The 21,150-nt window shown below is 34.7% G+C and carries 19 protein-coding genes; 4 read left to right on the top strand and 15 right to left on the bottom strand.

Annotated elements, in window-relative coordinates:
* Positions 1-217: 217 nt before the first annotated feature.
* The 13 genes from ftsZ to mraZ form a co-directional block, all read right to left on the bottom strand.
* Positions 218-2,155 carry a cell division protein FtsZ gene (gene ftsZ, locus ACP7AV_RS04885; protein WP_426090993.1) on the bottom strand — a complete coding sequence of 646 codons (1,938 nt, stop codon included), beginning with the start codon at positions 2,153-2,155 and terminating at the stop codon, positions 218-220.
* 56 nt (positions 2,156-2,211) lie between these two features.
* Positions 2,212-3,591 carry a cell division protein FtsA gene (ftsA, locus tag ACP7AV_RS04880; RefSeq protein WP_426090992.1) on the bottom strand — a complete coding sequence of 460 codons (1,380 nt, stop codon included), beginning with the start codon at positions 3,589-3,591 and terminating at the stop codon, positions 2,212-2,214.
* A gap of 6 nt (positions 3,592-3,597) precedes the next feature.
* Entirely contained in the window at positions 3,598-4,320 is a 723-nt protein-coding gene (locus ACP7AV_RS04875; RefSeq protein WP_426090991.1) for a cell division protein FtsQ/DivIB, read from the bottom strand.
* Positions 4,307-5,656, bottom strand: a complete 1,350-nt coding sequence (gene murC / locus ACP7AV_RS04870; protein ID WP_426090990.1) for a UDP-N-acetylmuramate--L-alanine ligase — start codon at positions 5,654-5,656, stop codon at positions 4,307-4,309. Before murC ends, ACP7AV_RS04875 begins: the two co-directional genes overlap by 14 nt.
* A 209-nt stretch (positions 5,657-5,865) precedes the next feature.
* Entirely contained in the window at positions 5,866-6,957 is a 1,092-nt protein-coding gene (murG, locus tag ACP7AV_RS04865; protein ID WP_426090989.1) for an undecaprenyldiphospho-muramoylpentapeptide beta-N-acetylglucosaminyltransferase, read from the bottom strand.
* A 50-nt stretch (positions 6,958-7,007) separates the two neighbouring features.
* Positions 7,008-8,294 (bottom strand): FtsW/RodA/SpoVE family cell cycle protein, encoded by a 1,287-nt coding sequence (locus tag ACP7AV_RS04860; protein WP_426090988.1) that lies wholly within the window; start codon positions 8,292-8,294, stop codon positions 7,008-7,010.
* Between the two features lie 73 nt (positions 8,295-8,367).
* On the bottom strand, positions 8,368-9,699 hold the full coding sequence (gene murD, locus ACP7AV_RS04855) for a UDP-N-acetylmuramoyl-L-alanine--D-glutamate ligase (protein ID WP_426090987.1): 1,332 nt from the start codon (positions 9,697-9,699) through the stop codon (positions 8,368-8,370).
* A 1-nt stretch (position 9,700) separates the two neighbouring features.
* Positions 9,701-10,930 carry a phospho-N-acetylmuramoyl-pentapeptide-transferase gene (gene mraY, locus ACP7AV_RS04850; RefSeq protein ID WP_426090986.1) on the bottom strand — a complete coding sequence of 410 codons (1,230 nt, stop codon included), beginning with the start codon at positions 10,928-10,930 and terminating at the stop codon, positions 9,701-9,703.
* Between the two features lie 6 nt (positions 10,931-10,936).
* Complete coding sequence (locus tag ACP7AV_RS04845; protein WP_426090985.1) at positions 10,937-12,400, bottom strand: UDP-N-acetylmuramoyl-L-alanyl-D-glutamate--2,6-diaminopimelate ligase; 1,464 nt, start codon at positions 12,398-12,400, stop codon at positions 10,937-10,939.
* Positions 12,397-14,400, bottom strand: coding sequence for a penicillin-binding protein (locus tag ACP7AV_RS04840; protein WP_426090984.1), 2,004 nt, complete (start codon positions 14,398-14,400; stop codon positions 12,397-12,399). Before ACP7AV_RS04840 ends, ACP7AV_RS04845 begins: the two co-directional genes overlap by 4 nt.
* Complete coding sequence (locus ACP7AV_RS04835; RefSeq protein ID WP_426064178.1) at positions 14,391-14,738, bottom strand: FtsL-like putative cell division protein; 348 nt, start codon at positions 14,736-14,738, stop codon at positions 14,391-14,393. Before ACP7AV_RS04835 ends, ACP7AV_RS04840 begins: the two co-directional genes overlap by 10 nt.
* Before the next feature lie 108 nt (positions 14,739-14,846).
* Positions 14,847-15,755, bottom strand: coding sequence for a 16S rRNA (cytosine(1402)-N(4))-methyltransferase RsmH (rsmH, locus tag ACP7AV_RS04830; protein ID WP_426090983.1), 909 nt, complete (start codon positions 15,753-15,755; stop codon positions 14,847-14,849).
* Positions 15,730-16,203 carry a division/cell wall cluster transcriptional repressor MraZ gene (mraZ, locus tag ACP7AV_RS04825; RefSeq protein WP_426090982.1) on the bottom strand — a complete coding sequence of 158 codons (474 nt, stop codon included), beginning with the start codon at positions 16,201-16,203 and terminating at the stop codon, positions 15,730-15,732. Before mraZ ends, rsmH begins: the two co-directional genes overlap by 26 nt.
* A 382-nt stretch (positions 16,204-16,585) precedes the next feature.
* Between mraZ and ACP7AV_RS04820 the strand changes: the two genes are divergently transcribed.
* Both ACP7AV_RS04820 and yihA read left to right on the top strand, forming a co-directional pair.
* Positions 16,586-17,359: an alpha/beta fold hydrolase gene (locus ACP7AV_RS04820; protein WP_426064181.1), complete on the top strand. Its 774-nt coding sequence runs from the start codon at positions 16,586-16,588 to the stop codon at positions 17,357-17,359.
* A 31-nt stretch (positions 17,360-17,390) separates the two neighbouring features.
* On the top strand, positions 17,391-18,011 hold the full coding sequence (gene yihA / locus ACP7AV_RS04815) for a ribosome biogenesis GTP-binding protein YihA/YsxC (protein WP_426064182.1): 621 nt from the start codon (positions 17,391-17,393) through the stop codon (positions 18,009-18,011).
* 80 nt (positions 18,012-18,091) lie between these two features.
* Here yihA and gldC read toward each other — a convergent pair whose 3' ends face one another.
* Together gldC and gldB are read right to left on the bottom strand one after the other, a co-directional pair.
* Positions 18,092-18,427, bottom strand: coding sequence for a gliding motility protein GldC (gene gldC / locus ACP7AV_RS04810; RefSeq protein ID WP_426064183.1), 336 nt, complete (start codon positions 18,425-18,427; stop codon positions 18,092-18,094).
* Positions 18,427-19,383 (bottom strand): gliding motility lipoprotein GldB, encoded by a 957-nt coding sequence (gldB, locus tag ACP7AV_RS04805; protein WP_426090981.1) that lies wholly within the window; start codon positions 19,381-19,383, stop codon positions 18,427-18,429. Before gldB ends, gldC begins: the two co-directional genes overlap by 1 nt.
* A gap of 100 nt (positions 19,384-19,483) precedes the next feature.
* On the opposite strand from gldB, the gene nadE reads away from it, so the two are divergent.
* Positions 19,484-20,281, top strand: coding sequence for an NAD(+) synthase (gene nadE, locus ACP7AV_RS04800; RefSeq protein ID WP_426090980.1), 798 nt, complete (start codon positions 19,484-19,486; stop codon positions 20,279-20,281).
* Between the two features lie 97 nt (positions 20,282-20,378).
* Positions 20,379-21,008: a LuxR C-terminal-related transcriptional regulator gene (locus ACP7AV_RS04795; RefSeq protein ID WP_426064186.1), complete on the top strand. Its 630-nt coding sequence runs from the start codon at positions 20,379-20,381 to the stop codon at positions 21,006-21,008.
* Positions 21,009-21,150: the final 142 nt, after the last annotated feature.

The raw sequence follows: 21,150 nt of genomic DNA, 5'->3' as shown, positions 1-21,150 counted from the left end.
AAGGAAGCTCTTTTAAGGACTTTGAAAAAAGCATTTTCGAGAAAAAGCTTGTAAGGACAGCTGGATTAAGGCCCGACAAATTTAAAGAATTTTACTCGCATTTACAACAACTGTTTGCTTGCTCATACCAATAGTTATTGGAAACTGCCCGCAACTACAAAAAATAACCCGAAAATTGAATTTAATTTTCGGGCTACCTCATTTTGATTTGAGTTAATTAATCTACGTTATCGTGTAAATATGAGTTGTTTGAACGCAACTGCAAATCGTTATTGCTGTCTGTTCCAACAGATATTCTTGAATTTGTAGTATTCAATTGATTGTTTGAGATGTCAATTCCTAATCTTTTGTACGCAGGTTCTTTTTCATACTCATCAATTTTAGAAACATTATTATGAAACTTATAATTGAATTCTTTTAACTTTTTTCTTCTTTCATCAGCTCTCATTCGCAACGATTCTTCGATTGTCATTTCAGTAGCAGAAATATCTTCAAAATCAACCGTCGTATTGTCAAATCGCTCTACATGTTTCATTGTAATATTTAACTCAGCCGGAACAACAAATTCTGGTGCTTTTGCAACTGGCTTAGTTATGAAATCAGGCTCCGCTTCCATGTATTCTTCCAAAGAATATTTTATAATTCCGTTTTCTGACAATTCGGTTACGGGAACAAACTGAACTGCTTCATTTACTTTAATTTCACACGTTTCATTTGTTAGTTCAAACATCACTTTGTTTTCCTCAACTTGCGCTACCGGCTCTGTTTTAAAAAGCGGCAAATCAAACGAGAACGTCGTTTGCTCTTGTCTTTCAACTATTTTTGGCTGTACCGCTTTTACTTCCGCTACAGGAGATGAAAAAGTAAAATCAATATCTGTAATTGGAGAAACGATTTCGAAAGTAATATCTAAATTTTTAATAAATTCAGACATAACGATTAATTCATCATTATTGATTGTTGGCGCAGTAACAACAGGTTCCGGCACAACAACTGTATCTTCGACTAAATCAAAGACAATTCTGTCATTTGCGTTAGAAACCGGTGAAGATTCCATATTGAAATCAAATCCAGCAACCGTTTTGTTACTTAAATTGTGTACACTTCTTTGTTCATCCTCAAGTGTGTGAATTATTTTTTTTGGTTCCGTATTGACGATTCCATTTTGTTGTTCAATATCAAAACCTGTAGCAATGATAGTTACTGCAATTGAGTCTCCTAGAGATTCATCTTCACCAACTCCCATGATAATATTAGCATTATGACCTGCTTCAATTTGAATATGATCATTGATTTCTCCAATTTCGTCAATCGTGATTTCATTAGTTCCAGAAACGATAAGCAACAATACGTTTTTGGCACCTGTAATTTTATTATCATTCAACAACGGAGAATCCAAGGCTGCAACAATAGCTTCTTTGGCTCTATTTTCACCTGATGAAATAGAAGACCCCATGATAGCCGTCCCACTATTATACAATACTGTTTTAGCATCTCGTAAATCGATATTTTGAGTATAGTGATGCGTAATTACTTCAGCAATTCCTCTTGAGGCTGTCGCCAAAACTTCATCTGCTTTTGAAAACCCGGCTTTGAAACCAAGATTTCCGTATACTTCTCTTAATTTATTGTTGTTGATAACGATTAATGAATCAACTTGCTTGCGTAATTTTTCGATACCAATCAAGGCTTGTTCCTGACGGACTTTCCCTTCAAAAAGGAAAGGCAATGTCACAATTCCAACCGTAAGAATATCTCTTTCTTTAGCCAATTGTGCAATTACAGGTGCTGCACCAGTTCCAGTTCCACCACCCATACCGGCAGTAATGAAAACCATTTTAGTATTGCGGTCCAACATTTTTTCAATCTCGGAAATACTTTCAATAGCAGATTGCTGTCCTACATCAGGGTTTGCTCCTGCACCAAGTCCTTCCGTCAAATGTACTCCCAACTGAATTTTATTAGGCACAGAACTGCTCTGCAAAGCTTGAGAATCCGTATTACATACGATAAAATCCACCCCTTTAATTCCCTGCTTGAACATGTGATTTATGGCATTACTTCCACCTCCACCTACTCCTATAACTTTTATCACATTTGATTGGTTCTTTGGTAAATCAAATGAAATACTTCCAAATTCTGAGTCGCTCATCATTTTATTTGGTTTTTGAAATTGTTATATTAATCCTTATATTTTTCGGGGCTGCTCCCTCATTCTGCATTATCTAAAAAGTCTTTTATCTTGTCGACATAACGATCAAAGAAATTTCGCTGTATTCTGTTTACGGTAGAATTTTGTTTTTCACTCGCATTTTGATCTTCTTCCTTTACCGTTTGCGGAGCGTCATACACGGGAACCTGAACAACTGCCTGTCTGTAAACAGGGATTTTAGGCTGTTCCACGATATCCAATCTCACGGCGCTTTGTGTTTTATTCTCAATGCTTTTCATCACTAATCCTACTGCAGTTGCATACAAAGGACTTGAAATTTCTTCATCTGAATTTCCGGCCAGATGTTCGTTTGGATATCCAATTCTAGTATCCATTCCTGTGATATATTCCACTAACTGTTTGATGTGTTTCAATTGTGCGCCACCGCCAGTAAGTACAATTCCTGCAATTAGTTTTTTACGTGGATCCTCGTGACCGTATGCTTTTACTTCGGTAAAAACTTGATCGACAATCTCCACAACACGGGCATGAATTATTTTAGAAAGATTTTTTAATGAAATCTCTTTTGGCTCTCTGCCTCTCAATCCCGGAATAGAAACAATTTCGTTGTCTTTATTTTCTCCCGGCCAAGCTGAGCCAAATTTAACTTTCAGCAATTCAGCTTGCTTTTCAATTATTGAACAACCTTCTTTGATATCATCCGTAATCACATTTCCTCCAAAAGGAATTACTGCTGTATGACGAATAATACCATCTTTGAAAATAGCCAAATCAGTTGTTCCACCACCGATATCAATTAATGCAACTCCTGCTTCTTTTTCTTCCTGACTTAAAACGGCATCAGCAGAAGCTAAAGGCTCTAATGTCAAACCTGACAATTCAATTCCAGAACTTTGAATACATCTGCCTACATTTCGAATCGAAGAAGCCTGTCCGACAACAACATGAAAACTGGACTCTAATCTCCCGCCATACATTCCTATAGGCTCTTTTATTTCAGATTGTCCGTCAATTTTAAATTCCTGAGGCAATACGTGTATTATTTCTTCACCAGGTAACATTGCCAATTTATTGACTTGATCAATCAAAAGCTGAATATCATTCCCGCCAATAACTTCTTCGGGATTGTGTCTACTGATGTAATCAGTATGTTGAATACTGCGGATGTGTTGCCCCGCGATTCCCACTACAACATCTTTTATTTTAAAGCCTGAATTATTCTCTGCCTCTTGAATTGCTTGCTGTATTGACTGTATGGTTTGTGTGATGTTATTTACGACACCTCTAGCCACACCTAAACTTTTAGATTTTCCAACACCCAAAATTTCTAGTTTGCCATATTCATTCTTCTTGCCTATCATGGCAACAATTTTAGTCGTCCCAATATCTAGACCTACTGCAATATTCTCTTTTTCCATTATCTATTATTTAGTGCAAACTACTTGATCCGTAAATCGGAGGTCAATTTTTTTATATTTATATAACGAACTATCTAAAACTGCTTTTTGAAAAAAAGCTTTGTAATTTTTAAATTTACGCTCCACATTTATCAATTTACCAAAATCTATTTGATAATCAAAATTCCTGTTATGCATTTTTAAGCTTCCGTTAGGCATAATTTCAATTCCGATGATGTTTTTTTTCAAAAATGAATCATCATAAATTACGCGAAATAAGTCGGCTAAATCTTCGTTATTTTTATTATTTATTCCTCCTGAGACAAGTGGAACTCTCGCTGTAAAATTAGCTGACAACGGCATTCTATTTCCCTTATAATCAATATAAAAAGAACCGCCATCGGCAAAAACTCTAGCAACAGGAGTTTTTTGTTTTATCACCGCCTTCAGTATGCCATCAATACTCACAAATACATCTGATTTTTCAATCATTTCCTGCGCATCGATAGCTCCTTCCAGTTTATTCAAATCTAAATTATCTTTTTGAATGCTGGATACTTCTTTGTTATTTTCTATTAACAATTTATTAACCGTTTCTTGTTTCACAAAAGGAGCGCTATCTCCTACAAAAACAATGACGGATTTTTTCAATTTCCTACTTCCATTTCGTTTTGACGTAAATGAAAATAGGAAAATAACCAACACGATCATTAGTAATAATCGAATATTTGTCCAATTAAAGAGTTTCATTTATCGCTTTTTTAATTGACGGAACCAATTCTCCAATATCTCCCGCTCCAATAGTCACAATAATGGTTGCTGTACTTTCTAAAATTGCAGAAATCACATTATTTTTAGCAACAATTTTCTTGTTATTATTTGTCATTTTATCCATCAACCATTGTGAGGTAATTCCTTCCATAGGTTGTTCGCGAGCCGGATAAATATCTAATAAAACAACCTCATCAAAAGCAGATAAACTTTTAGCGAAATCATCGGCAAAATCTCTTGTTCTACTGAATAAATGTGGTTGAAAAACTGCCAAAACTTTTTGGTTTGGATACAATTCCCTCACCGCTTGATACACTGCATTTATCTCCGTAGGATGGTGTGCATAATCATCTATATAAACTTTAGCATCCGTTTTAATCTGGTACGAAAATCTTCTTTTTATTCCTTTAAATGATGCTATGGCTTTTGCAATTGCATCGGTTGGCGTGCCGAATAAATTTGCCATTGCAATAGCCATTAGCGCATTCATTAAATTATGTTTTCCTGGCAATCCAAAATGCAAATCCTTGATTGTTTCAGACGGAGTCTGCACATCAAAAACATAACTGCCGTTTCCTATTCTGACATTAAATGCTTTATAAACTGCCTCTTCATTTACCGCGCAAATAACACCTTCTAACGGTAATTCTTTAGTTATAAAAAGCTTGCTTTTATCTTCAATTTTTGAAGCAAATTCTATAAAAGATTCTTCTATAGCCTCGCTAGTTCCATAAATATCTAAATGATCTGCATCCATTGAGGTAATACAGGCAATATTAGGATGCAAATGCAGGAATGAACGATCAAATTCATCTGCTTCAACAACAGTTACTGTCGTTCCGCTTCCTATCAAATTAGAATTATAATTTTCGACTATTCCACCAATAAAGGCTGTGACATCAGCGCCACTTTCGTGCAAAATATGCCCTAAAATTCCAGATGTTGTTGTTTTACCATGTGTTCCGGCTACCGCGAAACAAAAAGTGTCTTTGGTAATTAACCCTAAAACTTCGGATCTCTTTTTTACTTCATAATCTCTTTCCAAAAAATAATTCCATTCTGAATGCGTGATTGGAACTGCAGGCGTGATAATAACCAAAGTATTTTCAATGTAAAAATCCTTTGGAATCAAATCAATATTATCTTCAAAATGAATTTTAATCCCGCTTTTCATCAATTCATTAGTAAGAACGGAAGGCGTTTTATCATATCCCGAAACTTGCTTACCCAAATTCTTGAAATAACGCGCAAGATTACTCATTCCGATGCCTCCGATTCCTATAAAATAGACGTTATGTATTTGATTCAGGTTCATTTCTCTATTATTGAAAGATTTATAAATTTAATGATTGAAAGATTAAGTATAGTCCAAATAATATTGACATACAGCCAGCGATATAACCTCTCGGACTATGATAACTTTTTACTCTATAATCTTTTTTTTTCTTCTCTTTTTATATTCATAACTAATAATTAAAACGCCAATTAGCAAACTGATTAAACCAACAAAAACATCTTTCATATTCATTTAATCAACTTTACTATTTCATCAACAATTTGTTTTGTTGCTTCGGGCAAAGCCAACAGTTTTATATGTGCTCCCAATTGATTTTGCTTTTCCTGATCGTTCAGCAGGGATTCAAATACCGAACCAAATTGCGAATCAAGCTCCGATTCTTTAAGTAAAATAGCTCCTTTTTTATCAACAACAGCCTGAGCATTTTTAGTTTGATGATCTTCAGCCACATTGGGAGATGGAATGAAAATTACCGGTTTACCCACAATACATAATTCCGAAACTGAAGACGCTCCAGCACGAGAAATAATAACATCCGAAGCGGCGTACGCTAAATCCATCTTGTCAATGAAAAAGTGAATTTGAATATTTTCATTCTCTTCAAAACGCTTGTAATCTTCAAAATACAGTTTACCGCATTGCCAAATTACTTGTACATTATGAGCAGCAAAAGTTAAAATCTCTTTCGCAATTAATTGATTTACTCTTCTCGAACCCAAACTTCCTCCTAAAACCAAAAGTGTTTTTTTATTAGGATCTAAATTAAAATAACGTAGCGCCTCTTCTCTTTTACCGTCAATAGCAATTAAATCCTGACGTACTGGATTTCCGGTCAAAATCATTTTCTGCTTTGGAAAAAAACGTTCTAAATTTTCATAAGCAACACAAATTTTATTTGCATTCTTGCTCAACAATTTATTTGTAATTCCAGGATATGAATTTTGTTCTTGAATAACGGTAGGAATTCCTGCAATCTCGGCTACCTGCAATAAAGGACCACTTGCAAATCCTCCCGTACCAATAACCACATCTGGTTTGAAATTCTTAATTATTGTTCTGGATTGCAATAAACTCGAAAGAAGTTTAACAGGGAAAAGCGCATTATCAAGGGTTACTCTTCTTTGCAATCCTGCAATCCAAAGTCCAATGATTTTGTAACCAGCCTGAGGAACTTTTTGCATTTCCATTTTATCTTTGGCACCAACAAAAAGAAATTCTGCATCTGGAAATCGAGATTTTAATTCATTTGCAATAGCAATTGCAGGATAGATATGTCCTCCCGTTCCGCCACCGCTTAATATGAATCGATACTGTTTCATTTCTTTTTAAGTTACTGAGTTGTATTTTTTTAAACTATTTTACAAATAAATTATTTATTTAATACTGCCTGCATTGGATTTGTAGCTTTATCTTCAATAGAATATCCTCCGGCTATAGCACCTTCCTCATCTAATTCCCTGTCAATTAATTTTTGAAGGGCTTCTTCCCTTTTTGCAGCATCTTTTAATTCCTGCGCAATTTCTTCTTCCTTTTTGGTCACACTGATAATAATCCCAAGTGCAAAACAGGTCATCCAGATAGAACTTCCTCCGCTACTTATCAATGGTAACGTTTGCCCAGTTACTGGCAATAACTCTACCGCAACAGCCATGTTTACCATTGCTTGGAATATCATGGGAAAACCCAACCCGACCACTACTAATTTTCCAAAAAGAGATTTGGCTTTATGCGAAGCAATCACAAATCGAAACAGCAGCAATAAATACAGTGCTAGAACTCCTAAACCTCCTATGAGGCCATATTCTTCAACAATTATCGCAAAAATAAAATCGGAAGATGATTGTGGCAGAAAGTTCTTTTGAACACTTTTTCCAGGTCCTAATCCATATATTTTACCTGAAGCTATGGCAATTTTCGCTTTCTCTATTTGATAATCATCCTCATCAGGTTTATCACTGGTAAAATTATCAATACGACTGATCCAAGTATCCACACGGTTAGGAAAAGCATCGGGAAAAGCCTTAGCGGTAAGGATAAAAAAAGCAAGAAATATTATTCCTGATCCGATTACAATTCCTATGTAACGCAATGGATATTTACCAATAAAAACCAGCATTAATACCATCGAAAAAATCAATGCCGTTGTAGAAAAGTTAGCCGGTAAAATAAATAGTAACGTAATGAAAACCGGAACCCAAAGCTCCCAAACTGAAGACTTAAAATCAATAGGAACTTCTCGTGTTTTAGACAGATAGCGGGCAACAAATATAAACAAAACCATTGCCGCCAATGTTGAAGTTTGAAACGTAACCCCAATAAATGGCACCTGAATCCATCGACTCGCGTTAGCACCGGCAATTACTGTTCCCTTTACTAATGTGTATGCCAATAATACCCAAACGACATACAGTGCTCCTTTAGAAACAGCCTTAAAATAATGATACGGTATTTTGTGCACCATAAAAATTATAGTAAAACCAATACCAATATGCATGATATGCTTAACCAAATAACCTAATGTATTCCCATTTCCCTGACCAATGTAGGCCAAATTACTGCTCGCACTAAAAACAGGCATAAACGAAAACAAGGCCAATAAGGCCACAAATGACCAAATCCCTTTATCTCCTTTTAAATTGTTTATTAGTTGTTTCATTTTTTATTTGTTTAAAGTTTTTATGTTTAAAATTTAAAGTTTTTCAACCTTGCGATTTAAACCTTAAACATTTCTATAAATTCTTAACGGCCTGTTTGAACTGCTGTCCTCTGTCTTCGTAGTTTTCAAATAAATCGAAACTGGCGCAAGCTGGTGATAATAAAACGGTATCGCCTTTTTCTGATAATCGTTGTGCCATTCGCACTGCATCATTCATATTATCTACTTCAATCATCATATCGACCACATTCCCAAAAACATCGATAATTTTCTTGTTATCTACTCCAAGGCAAATAATAGCTTTTACCTTCTCACGAACTAATGACATTAATTCATTGTAATCATTTCCTTTATCAACACCACCAACAATCCAAACTGTAGGCGTATTCATACTGTCTAAAGCAAAAAAAGTAGCATTTACATTCGTTGCTTTTGAATCGTTAATGTATTGAACGTTCTGTATTTTCAAAACTTTCTCAAGACGGTGTTCTACTCCTTGAAAATTAGAAAGACTCTCTCGAATTGTAGCCTTTCGTATTTGCATTAATTTTGCCACAGAGGTTGCTGCCATTGCGTTTTTCATATTATGTTTTCCTTCTAAAGCAATGTGTTCTGTGTCCATTGTAAACTCTTCTTGATTGATCTTTATTTCCATTTTATTATTTTTTAAATAAGCCCCTTCGCTGAAAGTTTTAGTCAGTGAAAAAGGAATTAATTTTGCTTTTGTTGTGTGCGTTTTGAACCAATTGTCTATGGCTTCATCATCCCCGTCATATATGAGGTAATCGTCCTCAGTTTGATTCATCGTAATTCTAAATTTTGAATCAATATAATTTTCATATTTATAATCGTATCGATCTAAATGATCTGGACTGATGTTTGTAATAATGGCGATGTGCGGTTTAAAATTTACTACTCCGTCCAGTTGAAAACTACTCAACTCCAGTACATAGGAATCGTATTTATTATCAGCAATTTGCCAGGCAAAACTCTTACCTATATTTCCTCCCAGTCCAACATTTAATCCTGCTGATTTCAGCAAATGATGCGTGAGCATGGTCGTAGTTGTTTTTCCATTACTGCCGGTAATTCCTATAATTGTTGCATCAGTAAAAGGTGCAGCAAATTCAATTTCTGAAATTACTGAAATTCCTTTTTTCAAAAGCATTTTCACTATTGGAGATTTATCCGGAATTCCGGGACTTTTCATAACTACATCTGCATTCAGAATCAAATCTTCCGTATGCTTCTCCTCTTCCCAAGCTATTCCATTTATAATAAGAACCTCTTTGTAATTTTCTTTTATTTTTCCAAAATCAGACACAAAAACTTCATATCCTTTTTTCTTACCCAAAATCGCAGTTCCAACACCGCTTTCTCCTCCTCCTAAAATTACTAGTCTCATGTTATCTCAATTTTAAAGTGACAATTGACAATATGGCCAGCATGATAGCAACAATCCAAAAACGGGTGACAATTTTACTTTCGTGATATCCTTTTTTCTGATAATGATGATGTAAAGGCGACATTAGAAATATTCTTCGGCCTTCGCCAAAGCGTTTCTTTGTATACTTAAAATAACTTACCTGAAGCACTACTGAGAAATTTTCGACCAGAAAAATTCCGCACAATAATGGAATCAGCATTTCTTTACGAACCGCTATTGCAAGAACCGCAATAATTCCGCCTATAGTTAAACTCCCTGTATCGCCCATAAATACCGATGCCGGATACGAGTTATACCAAAGAAATCCTATCAATGATCCCACAAAGGCAGCTATAAAAACCGTCATCTCACCTGAATTAGGGATGTACATAATATTCAGATAATTCGAGAAAATAATATTCCCCGAAACGAATGTAAATATTCCTAGGGCCAGCACTGAAATAGCTGATGTTCCCGCAGCCAAGCCGTCAATACCATCGGTGAGATTAGCTCCGTTAGAAACTGCGGTAATGATAAAAATCACCACCGGGATAAAAATCAACCAAGCCCATTTTTCATATCCTTCACCTGTCCAAGCCAGTAATTCCGCATAATCAAATTCATTGTTTTTGAAGAAAGGAATTGTCGTTGCCGTAGATTTTTCTTCTACTGGCGCCGGCAAAATCACAGTTTCTGTTGGCATTCTAAAAATATCTGACGTAGAAGTATCCGTACGAACCGTCACACCTGCGTGAAAATAAAGAACAATCCCTACAATTAAACCCAAACCAACTTGCCCAACAACTTTAAAAACTCCTTTTAAGCCTTCTTTATCTTTTTTGAAAATTTTAATATAATCATCAATAAATCCAATTGTCCCCATCCAAAGTGTGGTAACAATCAACAAAACAATATATATGTTATGCAATTTTGCAAAAAGAACAACTGGAACCAAAGTGGCAAATATGATGATTAATCCACCCATCGTTGGTGTTCCCGCTTTTTCGTTTTGACCTGCTAAACCAAGTTCACGAACAGTTTCTCCCACTTGTTGTCTTTGCAAAAAACGGATGATTCTTTTCCCATAAATGGTTGACAAAAGCAAAGACAGCAAAAATGCTAATGCTGATCTAAAAGTGATATACTGAAATACACCGGTGCCCGGTACATCCAATGTTTTGTCTAAATATTCAAATAAATAATACAGCATATTTCTTTATTTTTGGAGTTGGTCTAATATCTCTTTTACTATTTTCATGTCGTCAAAATCATGACGAACACCATTTATTTCCTGATATGTCTCATGCCCTTTCCCGGCAATTAAAATAATATCATTGGGCTGCGCTAATTGACATGCCGTTTTTATAGCTTGTTTTCTGTCGGTTATGGTCAACACTTTTTTATAATTCTGAGGAGCAACACCTTGTTCCATTTCAGTAATAATTACTTCAGGATCTTCATTTCTTGGATTATCCGAAGTGAAAATTGCTTTGTCACTTAAATCCGATCCAATGGCAGCCATAATTGGTCGCTTGGTTTTATCTCTATTTCCTCCGCAACCTACAACCGTGATTAGTTGTTCGTTTTTGGTACGAATGTCATTAATTGTTTTTAGCACATTTTCTAATGCATCCGGTGTATGCGCATAATCCACAATCGCCGTAATATTTGAAGCCGAAACAATAAATTGAAAACGTCCTGAAACACTTTCTAAATCAGACAACAAGCGAAGTACTTCTAAACTTTCCATTCCCAATTCAATCGCAGTTCCATAAATAGCCAATAAATTATAGGCATTAAATGTTCCAATCAGTTTTACCCAAACTTCATTTCCGTTTATTTTCAACAACAAACCTGACAACTGATTTTCGAGAATTTGAGCCTTATAATCGGCATACGATTTTAAAGCATAAGTCAATTTTTTTGCCGCAGTATTCTGCAACATCACTTGCCCATTTCTATCATCAATATTGGACAATACAAAGGCTGTCTTAGGCAAATTATCGAAGAATGATTTTTTCACATCTCTGTATTCTGCAAAAGTTGGATGATAATCCAAATGGTCGTGAGACAAATTGGTGAAAATTCCACCTACAAAATGCAATGCTTCCGTTCTTTTTTGATGAATTCCATGAGAACTTACTTCCATAAAACAGTACTCAATCCCGTTTTTGACCATTTCTTTCAGATAATGATTTATCGTAATTGAATCTGGAGTAGTGTGTGTCGCTTTATATTCTATTTCATCAACCAATATTTTGACTGTCGAAAGTAATCCTACCTTAAAACCTGCTTTTTTAAACAATTGGTACAATAAAGAAGCAATGGTAGTTTTACCGTTTGTTCCTGTTATTCCAACCAATTTCAAGTTTTGAGATGGATCCCCGAAATAATTTGCAGCCATAAATGCCAGCGCTGAATTCGTATCTTTAACCTGAACATAAGTAATTCCTTTAGCAATGTTTTCTGGAAATGTATCGCATACAATGGCGACAGCTCCTCGCTGAATTGCTTTTTCAATAAAATCATGACCATTTGAAATAGAACCACGAATAGCCACAAAAATATCATTAGCCTCAATTTTTCTAGAATCAAAATCCATTTTATTGATAGCAATATCCGTCGAACCTTTTACAGCTTCGGTAGCTACTTTGTACAATATATCTTTTAGTATACTCATGATAATTCCAATAGTATCGTTGTATTTTTTACTAAATTCTGTCCCGCTTGTAACGATTGTTTTTTGACCTTTCCAACTCCAATTACTTTTACTCTCAATCCTAAATTCCCCAATAAAGCAACAGCATCCATTCCGGACATTCCTTTTAAATTTGGAATTAAATGTTGTTTCTTTTGGGACTTTACAAAATAGGAATCGTAATTACTTTCTTGTTTTGGAATTTTTCTGTCTAAATTTTTAATTTCATTTGTCGAAGGCGCATCAGTAAAAATCTTTTGTGCAATCCTTTTAAAAACGGGCCCAGCCACATCCGCACCGTAATAATTATTCAGCGCTGTACTTGGTTTATGCACTACAACTATACAAGAATACATCGGTTTATCTGCAGGAAAATACCCTACAAAAGACGAAGCATAATATTTTCCAACTCCTCCAGCGTTTCCGTAATTTACTTGTGCTGTCCCTGTTTTACCTGCCATAGAAAAATCTTTAGAATACAGTTTTGAACCCGTTCCCTTTTTTACAACATTGGCCAGAACTGCCTTTAATTTTGAAATAGTTTCTGGCGAGCAAATCCTCGGATTTAAAACTTCTTTCTCATATTTCTTGATGGTTCTGTTCCATTCTTTGATTTCAGAAACAAATTGAGGCTTTACCATTTCCCCATCATTGGCTACTGCATTATAAAAAGCCAGTGTTTGCATGGGAGTAATAGAAACACCATATCCAAAAGCCATCCAAGGAAGCGAAATATTTGACCAATTCTTATCACTTGGCTGTGGTATATAAGGTCTTCCTTCCCCTTTTATCGAAAGTCCTAATGGTTTATTTAATCCAAAATTATTAAGATGATTTACAAATTTTGAAGGCTCTTCTTTATACGCATTGTACACCGCTTGAACCAAAACCGTATTAGATGAAAGTTCAAAGCCTCGCGCTAAAGAAATTTTTCCGTAACCGCCTTCATGTGAATCGCGCACTTTTTTTCCGGAATACATGATAACTCCGCCTTTACTGTCATAAACTGAACTGGTATCCGCCTTTTTATCTTCAAGCAGAGCCATTAAATCTGCTAATTTATAGGTAGAACCCGGCTCGTGCGATTCGGCTACTGCATAATTTGTAGTTTCATAATAAGTTCCGTCTTTCGCTCTTCCCAGATTAGAAATTGCTTTTACATGACCTGTTTTTGTTTCCATAACAACTACACAACCATGATCAGCCTGATATAATTCCAATTGTTTTAGCAAAGCATGATGTGCTATATCCTGGACATAAACATCAATGGTCGATATGACATCATACCCATCTTGAGGATCTATTTCATTGATATCGCGAATGGGTTTCCACTGCCCTTTTGCTATTTTTTGCTTTAAAATCTTACCGTCTTTTCCATTCAGATATTTTCTAAAAGCCCATTCGATTCCTTTTCCATCGAGTGATTCGCCGTGAGAAGTTCGTTCGTAACCTACGGTACGTTCCGCGATTTTCCCAATCGGATGTTCTCTTACGGTTTCTTGTTCAATTATAATTCCTCCCTTGTAAGCACCCAAATTGAACAATGGAAATCCTTTTATTTTAAAATATTGCGTGTAACTCAAATTACGAGCTATCAAGTAATATCTATTTTTATTTGCTCTGGCTTTTCGCAATTCGTTTTCGAAAAAACCAGATGACTTTCCTAAAATAGTAGCCAATGAATCCGAAAGTGATTTAACATTTTTTTCAAAAGATTCGGCTTTTGGAGCCATAGCATCAAAACGGATTTCATAGTTCGGGATTGAAGTAGCCAAAAGGCTTCCATCCGCAGAATAAATATTTCCTTTATTAGCAGGAATCACAAAATTTCTAACGGTTCTTTCTTTAGCTAACTTTCTGTAATAGTCGCCTTCAACCCACTGAATATTTGTTAATTTTACAGCAATTGCTATGGCCATCAAAAAAATGACAAAAGCTACCAGATAAATTCTGTAGGATATGTATTTATCTTCTACTGCCATATTTTTTCTAAAAGATTTTTCTCTTTTTCTTTTTTAACTTTTATTTTGAAAGGTGGAACTGTTGATGGAAAAATTTTTTTTTCTATCATTTTTTCAGAAACAGTCGATTCCATTTTTAATTTCATTAACTCGGAACGTCTGTCAACAAATTCAGAACGCAATTCTTTAACTTTATTGGTCAACTCCGCAATCTTAAAAACTTTTTGCTCAAATCGCTGGGTATTTGCAATCATAACGATAGCCAAAAGAATTATAAAAACGATGAAACGCCAATTTTTAACCGCATCATCATTGATAAGAAACCTTGCTTTTAATAGGCTGTAAACTCCGTTTTTCATAAGTCTTCTCCCCGATTCTCTCCCAAGGAAAGGGCACCGGGATGTTAAAAATTAGTATTTGTCTTGTCTCAATTAGGAAAATTCCATTTTCGGGAAACTGAGTTGTACTTATCGCTTTTCAGCAATTCTTAATTTTGCACTTCTGGCTCTATTATTTTCTTTTATTTCAGCAACATCCGGAACAATTAGTTTTCCAATGGTTTTGAAAGGAACAGAAAAATTTCCAAAAAAATCGCGTTCAGGTTCTCCCTCAAACATTCCGTTTTTTACAAACCTTTTTACTAATCTGTCCTCTAATGAATGGTAAGATATTACACTCAATCTTCCGCCCGGATTCAATATTTCTAGCGATTGTTCCAAAAACTCTTTCAAAACATCCATCTCCTGATTCACTTCAATTCGAATGGCCTGATAGATTTGCGCCAAAATTTTATTTTTGACTCTTTCAGGTAGATAGCGCGCCAAAACCTCTTTCAATTCATCTGTTGTTTTGATGGGCTTTAGCTCTCTGGCTTCTATAATTGTTCTTGCCAAAACGGGAGCATTTTTTAATTCTCCATAATCCAAAAAAACTCTCTTTAAATTTGCCTCATCATATTCATTTACCACGCGGAAAGCATTCAAATCATTTTTCTGACTCATTCGCATATCCAATCCAGCATCAAAACGAGTAGAAAAACCTCTTTCAGGAACATCAAACTGATGGGAGGAAACTCCTAAATCAGCTAAAATTCCATCCACACTTTTCACTCCATGAAAACGCAAAAACCGTTTTATAAAACGAAAATTTTCATTAATCAGCGTAAATCTTTCGTCTTTCAGGGTATTTGCCAGCGCGTCTTCGTCCTGATCAAAAGCAAATAACTTTCCGTTAGGCCCAAGCCGTTTCAAAATCTCTTTTGAATGACCGCCTCCGCCAAAAGTTACATCCACATAAATGCCGTCAGGCTTAATATTTAAACCATCTACAGATGCTTGAAGCAAAACTGGATTATGATATTCCATTGTCGTCGTCATTTATATTTCCCATTACTTCCTCGGCCAAATCTGCAAAATCAACATCTTCGCCACTTATTGATTTTTCGTATAAATCTTTATCCCAAATCTCAACAATATTCACTGCTGATGAGAATACCACTTCTTTTGCAATACTGGCAAAAGTCACTAAATCCTTCGGTACCAACAATCGTCCCAAAGCATCGATTTCAACCACTTTGACACCAGCAGTAAACCGGCGGATAAAGTCATTGTTTTTCTTTACAAATCGGTTTAGTTTATTGATTTTTTGCATCATCAAATTCCATTCCTGCATAGGATATAATTCCAGACACGGCTGAAAAACAGAACGCTTCAAAACAAATCCGTTTTGAAGTGAAGTAGCCAACTGCTTTTTTAAGGGTGCTGGCATGAGCAGCCTTCCTTTGGCATCGACTTTACATTCATATGTCCCGACAATTGTATCCAAACAAAAAAAGTGTTAAATGGTATAGAGCAAAAATATAAAAAATATTACCACAATCTACCACTATATACCACTTTGTTAATAAGTTTAACCGCTTTTGGACAAAAACGTATAATTTATGCACAATCAATACATTAGCTCTGTTTTATTTTATTTGTAAGAAACATAATGTTATAAAAAAAAGAGGATAAAACACAAAGAATTTTCAATTTTATGTAGTATTAACAAAAGTAAAAAAAAGCGAAAAAGCACCTTCATTTTGGAAAAAAACTACGCTGTTTTTATATCAATAAGGATAATTTTACAATTAAAAATTGTTGTAAAAATTCATTTTTATTTATTAAAACCTATATTTGTCAAAATTGAAAATCGGGATTCAAAAAAAATGGAAAAACACTATAAAAAAGAAGGTAGATACAGCTATTATGAAGCTGGTGAAGGAACTCCAATTGTCATCTTGCATGGATTGATGGGAGGACTCAGTAACTTTGACGCGGTTGCCAGTTACTTCTCTACAAGAGGATATAAAATAATCATTCCAGACTTACCCATTTACACTCAAAATATTCTGAAAACGAATGTAAAAAGTTTTGCAAAATATGTTAAAGACTTTATCACATTCAAAGGTTTAGAACGCGTCATACTTTTAGGAAATTCATTAGGTGGTCATATCGCTTTGTACCACACTAAAATGTATCCCGAAAAAGTTGCAGGTCTAGTTATAACGGGTAGTTCAGGACTTTATGAAAGTGCCATGGGTGACAGTTATCCAAAAAGAGGAGATTACGAATACATTAAGAAAAAAGCCGAAGATGTGTTTTATGACCCGAAAGTAGCTACAAAAGAACTAATTGATGAAGTTTACGCGTCTGTAAATGACCGAATAAAACTGATCAAAACACTGACAATTGCCAAAAGTGCCATCCGTCATAATATGGCAAAAGATTTGCCAAAAATGCATGTTCAAACTTGTATCATTTGGGGAAAAAATGACAAAGTTACTCCTCCAGATGTTGCAGAAGAGTTTCATAAATTATTACCTAATTCTACTTTATACTGGATTGACAAATGCGGCCATGCTGCGATGATGGAACATCCAGATGAGTTTAATCGTTTGTTAGAAGAATGGTTGACCAACACCCATTTAGCAGTACATTAAACTCAATAGGAGAATTTTACACCTAGAAAAAATGAAAATTAATACCGCCGAATTTGTTATCAGCAACTCTGATGTAACTAAATGCCCAAAAGATTTTTTACCTGAATATGCTTTTATTGGCCGATCAAATGTGGGGAAATCTTCGTTGATCAACATGATAACGAACCAGAAAAAATTAGCAAAAACATCTGGAAGACCAGGAAAAACTCAACTGATAAATCATTTTTTGATTAACAACAATTGGTTCTTAGTCGATTTACCCGGTTATGGATATGCCAAAGTTTCTAAAAAAACGAAATCTATATTTCAGGAATTCATCACTGATTATTTTGAAACCAGAGAGCAACTGGTTTGTGCATTTGTTCTGATTGACATTCGTCATGAAGCGCAAACCATCGATATCGAATTTATGTCCTATATGGGCGAAAGCGAAATTCCTTTTTGCATTGTTTTCACCAAAGCAGATAAAATCAGTAAGGTAAAAATAGATTCGCATGTTGCGGCTTACAAAAAGAAAATGTTTGCTAACAATTGGGCCGAAATGCCACACTACTTTGTGACTTCAGCAACTGAATCAACAGGTAAAGAAGAATTACTAAGCTATATTGACGAAGTAAATCAAGAGGTTTTCAAGAATAACAGTCAATTTTAGAAACCAATAAAGAAAGTATAAAAAATCCCAAAACTTAAGTTTTAAAGTTTTGGGATTTTATTTTTAGAATTGAACTTACTCTATTTTGTCAAATCCAGTTTCTCTGCAAAATAATCACAGAAATCTTTCATCGTATCCGCCATTTTCTCATCATCAGTAGCGCGCTTAAATGTTTCTGACATTGCCACTAAAGTCTGGTGAAAGAAAATTTTCATCTCATCCACTGGCATATCTTTGGTCCATAAATCGATTCGCATACTTTCTTTTGCCTTGCTGTCCCAAACCGACAGCATAATTGCTTTTGCCTCTTCTAGTTCTACTCCACCGTCTTTTGCAGACCACATTAATTTTTCCGGAACACGATTTTCATCTAATTCAATTAGAAATTTAATTTCTGATGTATTTTTATTTGACATTATTTTTTGGGTTTGTATTTTGATTTCACAAATATTTCTTTTGCGCTTGTTTTTAGCAAATCAGCAATAGGCACTTCATTATTTTTCATGTAAGAGCGAACCATTTGCCAACCAATCCAGGCTCCAACTTGTCCCGGCGATTCATTATCAATTTCTAAATAAAATTTAGAAAATGGAGCTGGATTTATAAATCGGGGAATTAACTTTTGATCATTACTATAAAGTATTTCTTTTTCAATAAAATAACGCCACATGTAACTTTCATTTTCTTGACACCACGTTATTTGCTCAGGAGTATACCCCATTTTTTCGGCATCAGTATATTCAGGCAAAAGTAAATCCTTTAAATACAATTGCTTTCCGTAATAAATCATTTGACTCAACAAATCTTTTTCCGTTTCAGGTGGGATTTTGCGTGCCGAAAAACTTGAAACTATATCCGGAGCGATTTGTCTTTCCTCAAAATTTTGTTTTAAATAATTTGGAAACTGATAAAACTTATGTCCTTTTCCTAAATACAATTCCAGTGAAACAATTACCAGACTATCCGCATAAATAGCTTTATTATTATAATCCATTTCGGAGATTATGGTAATTACTTTTGGTGATTTTGTTTCTGGAAAATAATATTTAATATGTTTAAAAAGTGTATTTAGCTCTTGTTTTACAGGTTCAAAATCAGCATATTTTTTTTGAACTTCCGTGTACAATTCTCTCCATAACGGATCCCGCATTTTATTCAACCAAACACTGTTGTCATTTCCGGCCGGGAAAAAAAATGGAAATTCTTTTTTTACTTTCTCTAAATCTTTTGGTTCGGTTTCAAAAAATATCTTATCAAAACGCTCCACCTTTATATTCAAAGGAATTGCTGTCACAGCACTTTCAACTTTAGTTTTCTTGTCACAGGATAAAATAACGAGACAAAAGACTACAAGAAACACATATTTTTTCATATATATTAATTAAATTTGTTTCCAAAGAATTCTGGGAAACGAATGCATAACGAATTGATTTTGCAAATATACATTCCTGCTTTTTAAAACGTTAATTATTATGACTAAAAAAAGTAAAATCGAAGTTGAAAAAGTAAATAATCAAATTGTAAACTGGTTAAAAACGTACGCTGAAAATGCAAAAGTAAATGGATTTGTAATTGGCATTTCAGGTGGTGTTGATTCAGCAGTTACCTCAACACTATGCGCTCAAACAGGATTAAAAGTTTTATGTGTGGAAATGCCCATTCATCAGGCAGCATGCCATGTAACACGAGCGCGTGAACACATAGGACAATTAAAACAACGATTTCCTAACGTAATAAGTACCGAAGCCGACTTGACGAATCTTTTTGAAACGTTCAAAAATGCAGTTCCTGATTATTCAAATACCGAAAAAGTTCATCTCGCACTCGCAAATACACGTGCGAGATTAAGGATGACCACTTTATATTATTTCGCAGGAATACATGGATTATTAGTTGCCGGCACCGGAAACAAAGTAGAAGATTTTGGAGTGGGTTTTTATACGAAATATGGCGACGGCGGAGTAGATTTAAGTCCAATTGCTGATTTAATGAAGTCTGAAGTCTTTCTTTTGGGAAATTATTTAAAAGTTCCAGAATCGATCTTAAAGGCATCACCAACTGATGGATTATTTGGTGACGACCGAAGCGATGAAGATCAGTTAGGAGCCAGTTATGATGAATTAGAATTGGCAATGTTAGCAAATGAGGCCGGTAAAACAGCGAAAGATTTTTCAGGAAGAGAAAAAATTGTTTTTGAAATTTACAAACGATTAAATCTCATTAATCAACACAAAATAATGCCAATTCCCGTTTGTTTTATCACAAAATGATAAAGAAATGATATTTTATATTGATTTACAATTAATTACAGAATTTATTTATTAATTTTACATTTCCAATTACAAACAATTCTAAAAATTTAAAATTATGATTAAAGTATGTATAGCCGATAACTACCCTGTTGTGCATTTTGGAGTAAAATCTTACTTTAAAGATAATGCAGACATCTCAATAGTTGCCAATGTCGGCAATTTCTTGATGGTACGGGATATCCTTCAAACAAAAGACATTGATGTATTAGTATTAGATTTGGAGCTGGAAGGTCTTTCCAGTATTTTTGAGATTAAAGCGGTCTTAAAAAACTTTCCAAAAACAAAAATTATTATTTTCAGTGGGCTTTCAGAACAAATTTATGCGCCAAATGCCATAAAAGCCGGAGTATCTGGCTTTGTGCATAAATCAGAAAAGTTAGAAACTTTAGGAATTTCGATTGTAAAAGTTTCCCAAGGTAAGATAATCATGAATGAAACCGTAAAGAAAAACTTAGCCTTGATTGCTAAACAAAGTAAAAGCGAACGTTTGTACCGCAAACTTTCTAACCGTGAGGTAGAAGTTTTACGTTATTTAAGTGGAGGAAAAAAGAATCATGAAATTGCTGAAATTTTAAACCTCAACGAAAAAACGATTTCTACTTACAAACTGCGATTGTTAACCAAACTGAACGTTACTAATCTTGTCGATTTAGTAGACAAAGCTAAAAAATTAGAGATTGTTTAGTAATATCTAGAAATTACTCTTCCTATTTTTTTTGAAAAAGAATGATTTAATGTGTTGTAACACATATTCAAACACAGAAGCTCTGTATTATCTGTATCAGGTTCAGATGATACAGAGCTTTTTAATTTATCAATTTGGAAGA

Origin of the sequence: Flavobacterium sp. DSR3-2, from assembly GCF_049896525.1 — a bacterium.
GTDB lineage: Bacteria > Bacteroidota > Bacteroidia > Flavobacteriales > Flavobacteriaceae > Flavobacterium.
The sequence above is the reverse complement of the archived record's forward strand: the minus strand, read 5'-3'. Positions and strand labels throughout refer to the sequence as shown.